This window comes from Bacillus sp. JH7, from assembly GCF_001563515.1.
Lineage (GTDB): Bacteria > Bacillota > Bacilli > Bacillales > Bacillaceae_G > Bacillus_A > Bacillus_A cereus.
The window spans coordinates 190,837-204,559 of the sequence record NZ_LPUS01000032.1 but is presented as its reverse complement, the minus strand read 5'-3'; the positions used below and the strand labels follow the sequence as shown (position 1 = coordinate 204,559).

Genomic DNA, 13,723 nt, shown 5'->3' with positions numbered 1-13,723 from the left:
GTATTAGGCACGCCGCCAGCGTTCATCCTGAGCCAGGATCAAACTCTCCAATAAAGTTAGTTTGTCTAGCATCTAAAATAAAAATTGACGTTTCACGTTGTTTGTTTCGTTCAGTTTTCAAAGAACTTGTCCGCCACTTCAGAAGCGACTTCATCATATTAACATCTTCATTTTTCGATGTCAACTAAGTTTTAAAATTTCTTTTTTGTCGTTTTCTGCGTTTCCGCATCAGCGACGTTTATTAATATACCATCACAATTTTTAAATAACAAGTGTTTTTTTATAAAAATATAAAAAAATTATCTACCCTACTTTCTTCTATAGAAATAACTATTATCCTCTCCACTAAAAATAGTTATTCTGATTGTATATTACTACACTTCATTCAACTAAATTGAATTTCACAATACCTTCCCAAATTTTCATTCTCTTCTATATTAAGGTTTATAATAATTATCCTTCTATAAAATAACTATACAAATTAGCCGTAAGAAAAAATCCCATCTACATTAAACAGCCACTCGCGCGCATTATCCCCTTCCTTCTCATTCGAAAATTCCCCCCCTACAAATTAACAACATTCCAATCCTAATATAAACTTAAGGGCATTGTTAGAATTTTTTTACATTTAATTAATGAAAAATATCCATTTTTTGTTATATAGTAAGAAAGGACGCACTCAACTATAAATAAACCAATGGAGGAATTATTTTATGGATAGGTTAACAAAGTTTTCATTAAAAAACCGAGCTGCCATTATCATCATGATCTTTCTCATTTCCATACTCGGTGTTTATTCCGGCTCTAAATTACCTATGGAATTTTTACCAAGTATCGACAATCCGGCAATTACCGTCACAACCTTATCTCAAGGACTCGACGCTGAAACGATGACAAAGGATGTAACTGATCCTCTCGAAAAACAATTTCGCAATTTAGAACACGTCGACACCATTACTTCTTCTACATACGAGGGATTATCACGTATCGACATTACGTATACATCAAAAGCAAACATGAAAGATGCAGCACGCGAAGTCGAAAAAGCCGTCAATACAATTAAATTACCTAAAGATGTAACCAAGCCCGTAGTTAGTCAATTAAACACTTCTATGATTCCACTCGCTCAAATTACTATCCAGAAACAAAACGTTTTTTCAAAAGCAGATGAAAAACAAATTGAAAAAGAAATCGTACCACAACTCGAAAACATTGATGGTGTTGCCAACGTTATGTTTTTCGGAAAATCCACCTCTGAATTATCTATCGTACTTGATCCGAACCAATTAAAAAACAAAAACGTAACATCACAGCAGGTACTAACTGTTTTACAAGGAAAAGAAACTTCTACTCCAGCTGGGGCAATTACTGTTAATCAGGAAGAATACAACCTCCGCGTCATTGGGGACATAAAAAATGTAAATGACATTAAAAACATCACTGTGGCACCCCAAGTGAAATTGCAAGACATTGCTCAAATTGAAATTAAACAACACTACGATACAATTTCACATATAAACGGAGAAGAAGGCACAGGATTAATCATCATGAAAGAACCGAGTAAAAATGCAGTTGCCATTGGAAAAGAGATTGATAAAAAAGTTAAAGAGATAGATAAGGAATATAAAGATCAATTTTCTATTAAGCTTTTGGCTTCAACCCATGAACAAGTTGAAAATGCTGTTACTAGCATGGGAAAAGAAGTAATACTTGGAGCAATCGCTGCAACTCTAATTATCTTAATCTTTTTACGTAACTTCCGAACAACACTCATCGCTGTTGTCAGTATTCCATTATCTATTTTATTAACACTCTTTTTACTACATCAATCTAACATTACGCTTAACATTTTAACCCTCGGTGGTTTAGCTGTTGCGGTTGGGCGTCTCGTCGATGATAGTATCGTTGTCATCGAGAATATTTTCCGCCGTTTACAAAAAGATTCTTTCTCTAAAGATATCATTCTCGATGCAACGAAAGAAGTCGCAGTCGCAATTACTTCTTCTACTTTAACAACGGTCGCTGTTTTTTTACCTATCGGCCTCGTATCAGGAGCAATCGGAAAATTAATGTTACCTATGGTATTAGCAGTTGTATATTCTATACTATCATCCTTAATCGTTGCACTAACAGTTGTTCCACTTATGGCTTTTTTACTACTCAAAAAAACAAAGCATCGAAAGCCAAGTTCTTCATCACGATATGTCGCTACATTAAAGTGGGCTCTTTCTCATAAATTCATTATTCTACTTACTTCATTTTTATTATTTGCAGGATCAATTGCGGTCTATATATTACTACCGAAAGCAAACATAAAATCTGAAGACGACACAATGTTATCTATTAACATGACATTTCCAGCCGATTATAATGCTGAATCTCAAAAACAAAAAGCATTTGATTTTGAAAAGAAATTACTTTCTGATTCGGATATAACAGACGTTATTTTACGAATGGGATCTAGCGCAGAAGATGCACAATGGGGGCAAACAACTAAAAATAACCTCGCTAGTATATTCGTAGTCTTTAAAAAAGGTTCTGATATTGATCAATATATTAAAGAGTTAAAAAAGGAAAATAAAACTTTTGAGCCTGCTGAACTTGATTATATAAAAACAAGTTATTCAAGCTCTGGCGGCGGCAATAACTTACAATTTAACGTAACAGCTACTAACGAAGCGGATTTAAAAGAGGCGGCTACTATCGTTGAAACAAAACTAAAAAGCATGGATGATCTTTCTAAAGTAAAAACAAATTTAGAAGACTCTAAGAAAGAATGGCAAATTCATATTGATCAAACAAAGGCTGAACAACTAGGTTTAACACCAGAAATAGCTGCGCAACAAGTAGCATTCCTTATGAAGAAATCACCTATTGGCGAAATTACAATTAATAATGAAAAAACTACTATTATGATAGAACACAAAAAAGAAAACATTAATAAACAAGAAGATATTTTAAATACAAACATACTATCACCTATTAATGGCCCAATACCTTTAAAAGACATCGCAACTATTTCAGAAAAACAAACGCAAACAGAAATTTTCCATAAAGACGGAAAAGAAACAATCCAAATTACAGCCGAAGCTTCAAATGAAGATTTGAGTAAAGTAAACACAGCAGTAAATAAAGCGATAACTGACTTAGATTTACCTAGTGGTGCAAAAGTAAATATCGCAGGAGCTACTGAATCTATGCAAGAGAATTTTACAGATTTATTCAAAATTATGGGGATTGCAATAGGGATTGTATATTTAATTATGGTTATCACCTTCGGGCAAGCACGTGCTCCTTTTGCAATCCTATTCTCTTTACCGTTAGCTGCTGTCGGCGGTATTTTAGGATTAATCATTTCAGGAACACCTGTTGATGTAAATTCCTTAATCGGCGCATTAATGTTAATCGGGATTGTTGTTACAAACGCTATTGTATTAATAGAAAGAGTCCAACAAAATCGGGAACACGGAATGGAAACAAGAGAAGCCTTACTTGAAGCAGGTTCTACTAGACTACGCCCAATTATTATGACAGCTATTACAACAATCGTTGCTATGCTCCCACTTCTATTTGGCCAATCCCAAGCAGGGAGTATGGTATCAAAAAGTTTAGCCGTCGTTGTCATCGGTGGTTTGGCAGTCTCAACTCTTCTTACATTAGTAGTTGTTCCAGTTATGTATGAACTATTAGATAAAATCGGGAGAAAAAGACGCTCCCGTAGAAAAATAAGCACTTCTACAGAAACACCTGATATTTAAAAGAAAAGGGTTATCTTCACGAATGAAGATAACCCTTTTTCTCTACCTACTCATATAATCCATCATTTTTTCCGCATACCGTTCTAGAGATTCACTAGAATCCACAATCTAAATTACATCTGTTCGTCTATATAATTAATCACAAATTCAACAATCGTTACGCCCTTTCCTTCTATAATTAAAATACAAAAGAACCCCCTATTTATAAGTAGAGAGTTCTTCTTTATAATTTATGCCGCTTTTACCTTTTTCGTCGTTTTACTTTTTCTTTTCGTTCCTGTAAAGCGCTTGTGTAATATAGATGCTACTAAGCGTGAAATAACATTGAATAGTAATACCATAATAATTAATACAGCTGCAGATTTTGTCGCAATTAACTTCGCATCCGGGATAATTCCTTCAGAATTTAACTTCCAAATGTGAACCGCTAACGTTTCAGCTGGTCTAAATGGATTTAAAGGATGAGCAGGACTTGAGAAGTCCGCTGCTGAATTTAAAATCGGAGATGTTAAACCCGCTGTATAAATTAATGCCGCTGCTTCACCAAATATACGACCCGCAGCTAAAATAACACCTGTAATGATTTGTGGTAATGACGACGGAATAATAATACGAGTGATCGTTTGCCACTTCGTTGCACCTAGCCCAAGACTTGCCTCTTTCACATTAGAAGGAACTTCTGAAATCGCATTTTCACAAACACGCGTTAAGCCCGGTAAGTTTAAAATAGTTAAAGCAAGGGCACCACCCATTACTGTATATCCCCAACCAGTCATTGTAACAAACACTAACAAACCGAATAAACCAACAACAATAGAAGGTAAAGATGCCATTGTCTCGATACATAAACGAACAAAGTTTAAAAAACGTCCTTGCTTTGCATACTCTGCTAAATATATTCCAGCACCTAATCCAAGAGGAATAGATATAATAAGCGTTATAACAAGCATATAGAAGGAATTGAATAACTGCGGACCAATCCCACCACCAGCTCTTGTATTGCTTGGTTCTCCAAACAAGAAATTAGGATCCCAAAAACCCCATCCCTTTTGTAAAATCTCAAACACTAAGAACACTAGCAAAGCTACAACTAAAGCTGCAATCGTATAAAAGATACCTGTCCAAACTTTATTTACCGTTCTTGCATTCATTATTATCGCTCACCTCTTTGCCCAATCGCTCGAATTACTAAAATAAACAGGAATGAAATAACAAGTAAAATCATTGCTAAAGTCCATAGCGCATTGTTCCAAGCAGTTCCGTTTAATGTATTTGTCATGTCCATTGTTAAAATACCAGTTAACGTCGCTGTCGGACTGTATATTCCTTCTGGTAATTTAATCGTATTCCCGATTACCATTTGAACCGCTAGCGCTTCGCCAAAAGCACGCGCTAAACCTAAAACAACACCTGTTAAAATCCCTTTCTTCGCAGCAGGAACAATTACTCGGCTAATCGCTTGCCATTTCGTTGACCCTAGACCATAAGAAGCTTCTAAATAATCAAATGGAACAGAACGTATTGCATCAGAAGCTATACTAGCAATAGTTGGCAAAATCATAATACTTAATACAACAATACCCGCAATTAAACTAAAGCCCACTCCCCCAAACGAATCACGTAATAGTGGCACTAAAATCGTAACCCCTAATAATCCGTATACAACCGAGGGAATACCAACTAATAATTCTAAAACAGGCTTCAATACTTTATTTCCAAACTTTGGCGAAATTAAATTCATGAATATAGCAAGAGCTATAGCAATTGGCGCACTAATAATGACCGCACCTAACGAAACCACCGTTGAACCTACAATGAAAATTAAAGCCCCGAAGGATCCTTGATCAGCATTTGGATTCCATTTTGTCGATGTTAACATCTCAGTAAATGAGATACCACTTTGTGTAAAAGATTGAATACCTTTACCACAAATAAACGCAATAATAGCTAATGTAATTAAAACAATAAAAATACCACAAAACGTAACAAGTGATCTTCCTATATATTCACTTTTTACGTAATTAATTTGTTTTTTCCCCTTCATCACAGGACAGACCCCACTTCATAAATTGAAATGAACAGGACTGGCCTTGCAGCCAGCCCCATAAATTTTATTACTTATTTAATTTAGACATTGGAATATAACCCATATCTTCTACTTGCTTTTCAAAGTCTTTACCTTTTACATAGTCAATGTAAGCTTTTGTTGCTTCTTTTGCCTCACCTTTTGTTACCATGTACTCGTAAGACCAAAATGGATATTTACCAGACGCAATGTTTTCAACTTTCGGTTCAGCACCATCAATTTTTACTGTTTGTAGCGCACCTTTTTTCTCGCCGACCATGTAAGACATCGCTAAATAACTTACTGAACCTGGAGTAGAGTTAATTGCTTGTTCTACTGCACCGTTAGAATCTTGTGTAGTACCAGTTCCATCATTGATTTTCGCGTCTTTCATAATTGTTTTTTCAAATGTAGCACGTGTACCAGAAGAAGCTGGACGATTAATTACGTTGATTTTTTCATCTTTCCCGCCTACTTCTTTCCAGTTTGTTACTTTTCCAGTGAAGATATCTTGTACTTGTTGTACTGTTAAGTTATCAACTTTTACATCTTTATTTACGACAAGTGCGAATGCAATACCCGCTACCTTGTTATCTACTAATTCTTTCGCCTTATTAGCATCTTTTATTTTATCTGCAGATGGAACATCTGAGTTACCAATTTGGACTGCACCAGAAGCTACTTGGTTAATTCCAGTTCCACTACCGCCACCTTGCACTTGAATAGAAACATTTGAATTTTTCTCCATAAATTTCTTTCCGGCTTCCTCTGCAAGAGGTTGAAGTGCTGTAGAGCCTGCAGCTGCTATCGTACCTGACAATTCTTGTTTTGCATTATCGTTTCCTTTAGCATCTTTACCTGATGTCTCTTCTGCTTTTCCACATCCCACTAATGAACCCGCTACCACTAAAGCTGCTAAAGAAAATTTAATACCCTTTTTCATAACCATGTCTTGTACCCCCATTTGGATTATCACTTTTCACATTTGTCTACTTCTTTCGAACACAAATTCATTGTAGGACAATAATATTATGTAAGTGTTAAGCAATTTTTAATTTTAAGTAAATGACGATAATAATCCTTAAAAACTAGGAATCCCAACATTTATAGTTAAAGAACCCAACAAAATCCACACCATTTAAGCTGTAATGTAAATTTATTCTTAACAATGTAAATCCAATGTAAATGTTTTTCTCTCTTTTTCCCTTTTAATTAAAGTTACATTTACAATTACGCTGTATTTTGTAACTTTTACATGCCTAATTGATGCACATAAAAAAGAATTTCAGTAATATTTTTTAGTACAACTAAATAAATTGGAACAATTCTAAAATTAAATGAATATTTTTAAAGTACCAATTGACAGCATCATCCAATGTAGTCTACTATATTACTAACAAAAAGTTTACCTAAGGAAACTTTTTAAACTCAAACTAAAAATATAGAGATGAGGTAACTTTTATGGTATCGGCTAATATAAAACCACTTTCCGAATTTAAAATAGGAGAGTTTGTACAAATTGAGAAGATACAATTAGAAGGAACTATGAAACGACGCTTATTAGATTTGGGATTTATCCCAGGGGCGACGATTAAAGTATTGCAACGCAGTCCACTTGGAGATCCGGTCGCTTATCAAGTGAGCAACACAACTATTGCACTGCGTAAAGAAGAAAGCTCCCTTATTTTCGGGGTATTAATAGGAGATGATTTCAGATGAGCAAACATCGTATCGCTTTAGCTGGTAACCCGAATACAGGGAAAAGTACATTATTTAATACTTTAACAGGCTTAAAACAACATACTGGAAACTGGACGGGAAAAACTGTTTTAAAAGCTGAAGGAGAATATGAACATAACGGAAGTAATTATACATTAATAGACTTACCGGGAACTTACTCACTATACTCAAATTCCGCAGACGAAGAAGTAGCGAGGGATTATATTATATTTGAAAAACCAGAAGTAACTGTAGTTGTTATAGACGCAACTGCTATGGAAAGAAATTTAAATTTAGCACTCCAGGTGATGGAGATGACAAATAATGTAGTCATTTGCATTAACTTAATTGATGAAGCCGAGAAAAAAGGGATTGTTATCGATGAAAAGAAATTAGCAAAATCACTTGGTGTACCTGTCGTTAAAATTTCAGCACGTAACCGAGTAGGTATTGGTCATTTGCTAAATGTTATTGCAAGAGTAGCAAATAAAAAACTAATTCCAACACCAATTAAAATTACTTACAGCGAAAAAATCGAAAATATGATTCAGAAATTAGAACCACAAATTTATAAAGTGTTCGGTGATACGTATCCAGCACGTTGGATTGCGTTACGTATATTAGATGGAGATAAAAATTTCTTAACTACACTTCAAAAACACCATAATGAACCACTTGTAAGGGAGGTCGTAATTAATGGAATCTCACTCAGCCAGTAAAGCTCTTCCATTAGACTATATTATTCAACATGCACAAATACTTTCAAAAGAAGATATACGAGATGATATAGTCGGAGATATTTACCGAACATCTGCAAGCATATGTAAAGAATCTGTCCAATATACAAATACTGATAAATTATATCGTTCCGAAAAACTAGATAAAATTTTCACATCTCCAATCTGGGGATTCCCAATTATGCTCGGTATTTTATCTATTATTTTTTATCTTACAATTGCAGGCGCTAACGTACCATCTGATATGATTGCCGAATTCTTCGGATGGGCCGAAGGATATTTAACATCTTGGTTCCAAGCAGCGCATGCACCTGAATGGTTACATGGCATTTTAATACTTGGTTTGTTCCGTGGTATCGGTGCTGTTATTAGCGTTATGTTACCACCTATGGCAATCTTTTTCCCTATGTTCGCGCTATTAGAAAACTACGGATACTTACCACGTGTCGCGTTTAATATGGACCGCTTATTCAAACGATCCGGCGCACACGGGAAACAATCTTTAACAATGGCAATGGGATTTGGTTGTAATGCAGCAGCCATTATGTCAACACGTATCATTGAATCACCACGTGAACGTATGCTAGCAATTTTAACGAACAACTTCGTTCCTTGTAACGGTCGCTGGCCTATGTTAATTTTAATGGCTTCACTATTTATGGCTGCTGGTTATACAGGCAGTATGCAAACATTGGTTACTGCTGGTGTTGTAGTTGGAATGGTTGTAATTGGTGTTATTATGACATTAACCGTTTCTTGGGTACTATCAAAAACAGCCTTAAAAGGGGTTCCAACTCACTACACACTTGAGTTACCTCCGTACCGCAAGCCAAAAGTTTGGAATACAATTGTTCGCGCAACACTCGATAAATCAATCTATGTTTTAAAACGAGCTATAGTTGTTGCTGCCCCTGCGGCTGCATTAACTTGGTTACTTGCTAACATTTTTATCGGTGACACAAGCTTACTTATGTATTTTGTAAACTTCCTAGATCCATTTGCTAAAATGTTAGGACTTGACGGGTTTATTCTAGCTGCATTCATTCTTGGACTACCCGCTAATGAAATTGTAATCCCAATTTTATTAATGTCTTACTTATCAACTGGGGCCTTAACTGAAATAGATGATTTTAATCAAATTAAAAATCTATTCCTAGAAAATGGTTGGACTTGGTTAACAGCGTTAAACACAATGTTGTTCTCACTTCTTCATTTCCCGTGCGGAACAACACTTGTTAATATATACAAAGAAACAAAAAGTGCAAAATGGACATTCTTATCGTTTGCAATCCCTACCGTTATCGCCATTGTTGTTACATTCCTCTCTACACAATTGGTACATTGGTTAGGGCTTGTATAAAGCAAAGCATACATAGAAGGTATCCCCCTTCACATATGCTTTGCACGAAAGAAACCTGAAATTATTCAGGTTTCTTTTTTTGCACATCAGTATTCCACGGCTGTGCTCCATACGTTGTGAGTTTTTTATGAATAAAATATATAGTTCCTGGAAGAACTGCCATTAATATCGTGCAACTAATTCCTAATCCAGTAAACAACTTTCATCACCTTATTTCACTCTTTTCGGTAAAGCTGAACCTGAATGTTCAATTGTTGGATGAACATGAACAGTAATTTCAGCATTACTAAAGTAATTTTCGCCTTGATCCCAATTCTTACTTACCTTTTTCCACTCTTTATAATTATGTCGCTTATACACTTCCCCTAACTCTAGTACATCTACCTTATATTTTTTTTGAACAAGTTTAATTGATTTTTGAATACGCTTCTCCATTTCTTCCGATATATCCTTCTCTAAACGCTTTTCATTCAAAACCTTTTTATGATCACTAAAATGCAACTCAGCCAATGTGCCTTCCAGAGATAAATGAATATCAAACTTTGGTTTTGTAGCATTCGTTGTGGATACTTTAATTTTTCGACGTAACTTATGAATTTCATATGTAATAAGTTGATTCTTTTTACGGATGGTAAAAAAACCTCCAATTTTTTTACCTATTATATAATTCATCCCTACTGTTTCTTCCCCACTCAAATTGCCTACACACTTATTATCCTTTCCACGAAACAATGCTGCACCGTTCATTTGTACTCCTTGTTTTGTTAGTTCCAGAATAGGTAATACAAAACTTCGGTTAGAGATCATCTTTTCCTGCACCTCACCAATTCTTGCAGCCTCAATCATTTGGGCATTTTTCGGAGGGTGTTCAGCTAACATATCAATATACTGCGCCGGTAAATTTTCAGGCTTGGCACTTTGTTTTAAAATAGCTTCGGCATTTTTATTAGAAACGAACAAACGAATATTTCTTCTCATCTCATGATCGCGAATATATACATCTAACGTATTTTGTAAAATGTATGGATGTGAAAGTAATTCTTCAGAGAAAATAATCACCTGTATATGAGGGAAAAATAATGTACGACTAATTTTTTTGGCGATTATTCTTATTTGTTCAAATACACTATCTGCTTTTGCACTAACATTAATATAATTTTCGCTATCCCCACCCCCTTGTCCACCCTGTTGAGACAATTTACTGGGGAGTACCATCTGATAGGTCCCTTTCATAATTGGATTCGCTTTCTTCTCCTTCACAATATCGTAAGCCGCTCCTACTACAAATCCTCTTTCTTCTATCTCTTCTAACTCAGAACACCCACTCATAAATCCAGTTAAAGCCATAACCATTATAATTTTAAGAAGGTGTTTCATTTCCACCATTCCTTCTTTTTATTTTATATACAATTAAAACGAGCAAAGGTGCTAACACAACAAACCCCATATCTATCCAAGCTAAATAAGTCCCATAACTTGATAAAGCATTCAAACTACTAGGTATCATATTCACCATAAAAATAATAGGGGCACTTACGAAAATAAAAATTTGTTTCTTCACTTTCGGAAACATAGCACAAAACAATAAAGATGCAACGTCATAATACATTGCTGTAGTGTTATAAATAGTAATAATCCAAGTCGTAAAAAAAATCGCATCAAACCTTTCTAAAAATCCTCCACCAATTTCAATTTCTTTCCCTAATTCAATTGTTGGATATGTCAATCCACGTGTTGTCATATACGTAAAAACACTAATACAAGTTACATAAATTAAAATGTATGACAGCACGTTTACCATCACCGCTTTCGCGACTGCCATTGGCGCTTTTTTCGCTGTCTTATCATTCAGCAACACCGCATAAAATAAAGCTACTTCAAATCCAATAAACGTAAAAATAGAATTTTTAACTCCAACAGCATATTGACTTACTTTCGTTTGAAAAGCTGGTAGTAAATTATTTATTTCCATTAAATTTATATTTAATAAAGAAAGAAGTACTATCGCAATTAAAACAATAGGTAAGAATAAAACATTTAACCTTAATAAGGCTGCTCTTGATCCTGCTATTCCATAAATAACAACTAATAAAAAGAAGAAAGACAGTAGTTGTATTGGTGTATCACTAAATAAATACGTTTGAGAAATAACTGAAATCATTCGCGATTCATATGCTGTCAAAGCAGCGAACGTTAATACTAAAATGCTACTAATTGTGTATGCAACAGGCTTCGTCAAATGCGCACTCGTATATTGAACAAAATTTTGTTTCGGAAATAAGATAGCCACTCTCGTCACAAACCAACCTAAAACTGCACAGATCAATCCACCCAAAAGCAAAATAATCCAACCGTCCGAAAATAAAGTTTGGTTAGCAATATCTCTTGGCATAGACAATGCCCCTATACCAATAATGGTCGATGATACCGCAAACCCAATTTCCCGAGATCCAATCTCTTCATCGCCATACTCAAATGGTTTCAATTATTTTCGCTCCTTTGGACGTATTGTAGAATCTTTTGTTTGTAAGTACTCCGGTCTATCTTTCAACATCGCTTTTGGTATGCGAATAAATTCTTCTTTCCAATCTTTATAAAATGCAGGAGCAATTGGAGTTGTATACGGTATACCAACACTTGTTAAATTTGTAATATGAACAGCAAGTGCAATCAGAGCTAGAATGATTCCATACAACCCAAAAGCAGTTGCAGCTAATACAAAGACGAAAAGTAAAATCCGGAACGTAATCGTAATACTATATACAGGAAGCGAGAACGTAGCAATCGCAGTAACTGCAATAATAATAACTAAAAACGGATTTACAATCCCTGCATTTACCGCAGCTTCTCCAATTACAAGACCTCCTACAATCCCTATCGTTTGTCCCATTGGTTTGGGCAATCGGATTCCAGCTTCTCGTATTAATTCCATAGTCAAGGCCATCATTAACGTTTCAATATATGCTGGGAACGGAACACCTTCCCTTGCACCTGCAATTGAATAAGCCAGTTTAGAAGGAATAAGTCCTTGATGATAAGATACAAGTGCTACATACATAGCTGGTAACAAAACCGCAATTATGCCTGAACCCATACGTAAAAATCTTAATAACGTTCCAATCACCCAGCGCTCGTAATGATCTTCTACAGATTGAAAAATATCAACAAACACAAGTGGTGCAATAAGAGCAAACGGGGATCCGTCTACTAAAATGGCCGCCTTCCCTTTCGCTAATGAGGCTATAATATTATCAGGCCTCTCTGTATTCAAAAACTGTGGAAATGGGGATAAATTATTATCCTGAATTAATTGTTCAATCGTACCTGTTTCCAAAACGACATCTGTCACTATTGATTGAAGACGGCGATCTAACTCTTTTACAATGTGAGGATTAATAATATCTTCTATATATACTAGGGTTACTTCTTTCTGCGATCGCTTCCCCATAATATAAGATTGGAACCTCAACTTTGGATCGCGTAAGCTGCGTCGGATTAACATTTTATTCACATTAATATCTTCATTTAATCCAACTCTCGGTCCACGTATTAAATCTTCTGTCACTGGTGGTTCTAAACTTCGCTTCTCCCAAGCCCTACTATTAATAATGATAGCGGTTTGAATATTATCAATTAATATAACTGTATCTCCCGCTAAAATCGCATTTATAATATCCGGAAATGTTGTCTTCTTACCCACTTCCGCAATAGAAATAAAACGATCCAATAACGTCTGAACGACAGCCGCTTCATTTTGCACTTCTTCATATTGAAGAGTACGAACTACATATTTATAAACATTATCCTTGTCTGTTAACCCACATAAAAATACAACCGCACAACGTGTAAAACTCCCAGCAAGAGCAACTTCTCTAATTGTTAAATCATTAGGTGAACCTAACTCATCCCTAATTTCTTTCATAACTTCAAATAAGTTACCTTCAAGCTCTAACAATTTCCCCACCTAACTTCCTTTTCAACAAGTTTTTAGTTAGATTCCGCTAATTGAAGAAAATATATACAAAAAAGAGCTATCTCTTTTCAAAGATAGCTCTAATAAAGTAAAACTTTAATCAACCCTCAC

Annotated in this window: 12 protein-coding genes; 5 read left to right on the top strand and 7 right to left on the bottom strand. The window is 35.2% G+C overall.

The window, feature by feature from the left end:
• On the top strand, nucleotides 1-188 hold a 188-nt coding region (locus tag AU379_RS30810; protein WP_216095267.1), incomplete at its 5' end, for a hypothetical protein.
• A gap of 525 nt (nucleotides 189-713) precedes the next feature.
• The gene (locus tag AU379_RS26970; RefSeq protein ID WP_061140063.1) at nucleotides 714-3,758 is read left to right on the top strand and encodes an efflux RND transporter permease subunit; all 3,045 of its coding nucleotides are present in this window, start codon (nucleotides 714-716) and stop codon (nucleotides 3,756-3,758) included.
• A 230-nt stretch (nucleotides 3,759-3,988) separates the two neighbouring features.
• Here the strand turns inward: AU379_RS26970 and pstA are convergent, their stop codons facing one another.
• The 3 genes from pstA to AU379_RS26955 all read right to left on the bottom strand — a co-directional run bounded on the left by pstA (nucleotide 3,989) and on the right by AU379_RS26955 (nucleotide 6,772).
• Nucleotides 3,989-4,909: a phosphate ABC transporter permease PstA gene (pstA, locus tag AU379_RS26965; RefSeq protein WP_000994155.1), complete on the bottom strand. Its 921-nt coding sequence runs from the start codon at nucleotides 4,907-4,909 to the stop codon at nucleotides 3,989-3,991.
• Between the two features lie 2 nt (nucleotides 4,910-4,911).
• The gene (pstC, locus tag AU379_RS26960) at nucleotides 4,912-5,802 is read right to left on the bottom strand and encodes a phosphate ABC transporter permease subunit PstC (protein WP_000676676.1); all 891 of its coding nucleotides are present in this window, start codon (nucleotides 5,800-5,802) and stop codon (nucleotides 4,912-4,914) included.
• A gap of 70 nt (nucleotides 5,803-5,872) precedes the next feature.
• On the bottom strand, nucleotides 5,873-6,772 hold the full coding sequence (locus AU379_RS26955) for a phosphate ABC transporter substrate-binding protein PstS (protein ID WP_000245116.1): 900 nt from the start codon (nucleotides 6,770-6,772) through the stop codon (nucleotides 5,873-5,875).
• A gap of 512 nt (nucleotides 6,773-7,284) precedes the next feature.
• On the opposite strand from AU379_RS26955, the gene AU379_RS26950 reads away from it, so the two are divergent.
• Genes AU379_RS26950 through AU379_RS26940 form a run of 3 tightly spaced genes read left to right on the top strand, consistent with a single transcriptional unit; the run spans nucleotide 7,285 to nucleotide 9,639 of the window.
• Nucleotides 7,285-7,542, top strand: a complete 258-nt coding sequence (locus tag AU379_RS26950; protein ID WP_000252982.1) for a FeoA family protein — start codon at nucleotides 7,285-7,287, stop codon at nucleotides 7,540-7,542.
• Entirely contained in the window at nucleotides 7,539-8,261 is a 723-nt protein-coding gene (locus AU379_RS26945; RefSeq protein WP_000033870.1) for a FeoB small GTPase domain-containing protein, read from the top strand. Before AU379_RS26950 ends, AU379_RS26945 begins: the two co-directional genes overlap by 4 nt.
• A complete protein-coding gene (locus AU379_RS26940; protein WP_016121914.1) occupies nucleotides 8,239-9,639 on the top strand; it encodes a nucleoside recognition domain-containing protein in 1,401 nt (466 codons plus the stop codon). The genes AU379_RS26945 and AU379_RS26940 overlap by 23 nt, the downstream gene beginning before the upstream one ends.
• Nucleotides 9,640-9,700: 61 nt before the next feature.
• On the opposite strand, the gene AU379_RS30780 is transcribed toward AU379_RS26940, so the two are convergent.
• Genes AU379_RS30780 through gerLA form a run of 4 tightly spaced genes read right to left on the bottom strand, consistent with a single transcriptional unit; the run spans nucleotide 9,701 to nucleotide 13,603 of the window.
• Nucleotides 9,701-9,838, bottom strand: coding sequence for a hypothetical protein (locus AU379_RS30780; protein WP_000493997.1), 138 nt, complete (start codon nucleotides 9,836-9,838; stop codon nucleotides 9,701-9,703).
• A gap of 11 nt (nucleotides 9,839-9,849) precedes the next feature.
• A complete protein-coding gene (gene gerLC / locus AU379_RS26935) occupies nucleotides 9,850-11,016 on the bottom strand; it encodes a spore germination protein GerLC (RefSeq protein ID WP_000681631.1) in 1,167 nt (388 codons plus the stop codon).
• Entirely contained in the window at nucleotides 11,000-12,124 is a 1,125-nt protein-coding gene (gerLB, locus tag AU379_RS26930; protein WP_061140062.1) for a spore germination protein GerLB, read from the bottom strand. The genes gerLC and gerLB overlap by 17 nt, the downstream gene beginning before the upstream one ends.
• On the bottom strand, nucleotides 12,125-13,603 hold the full coding sequence (gerLA, locus tag AU379_RS26925) for a spore germination protein GerLA (protein ID WP_002004436.1): 1,479 nt from the start codon (nucleotides 13,601-13,603) through the stop codon (nucleotides 12,125-12,127). It lies immediately after the preceding gene.
• Nucleotides 13,604-13,723: the final 120 nt, after the last annotated feature.

Coding starts and splice junctions, on each gene's coding strand:
- pstA (WP_000994155.1), bottom strand. CDS start 4,909: ATGAATGCAAGAACGGTAAATAAAGTTTGGACAGGTATCTTTTATACG.
- AU379_RS26940 (WP_016121914.1), top strand. CDS start 8,239: ATGGAATCTCACTCAGCCAGTAAAGCTCTTCCATTAGACTATATTATT.
- pstC (WP_000676676.1), bottom strand. CDS start 5,802: ATGAAGGGGAAAAAACAAATTAATTACGTAAAAAGTGAATATATAGGA.
- gerLC (WP_000681631.1), bottom strand. CDS start 11,016: ATGAAACACCTTCTTAAAATTATAATGGTTATGGCTTTAACTGGATTT.
- AU379_RS26970 (WP_061140063.1), top strand. CDS start 714: ATGGATAGGTTAACAAAGTTTTCATTAAAAAACCGAGCTGCCATTATC.
- AU379_RS26950 (WP_000252982.1), top strand. CDS start 7,285: ATGGTATCGGCTAATATAAAACCACTTTCCGAATTTAAAATAGGAGAG.
- AU379_RS26945 (WP_000033870.1), top strand. CDS start 7,539: ATGAGCAAACATCGTATCGCTTTAGCTGGTAACCCGAATACAGGGAAA.
- AU379_RS26955 (WP_000245116.1), bottom strand. CDS start 6,772: ATGGTTATGAAAAAGGGTATTAAATTTTCTTTAGCAGCTTTAGTGGTA.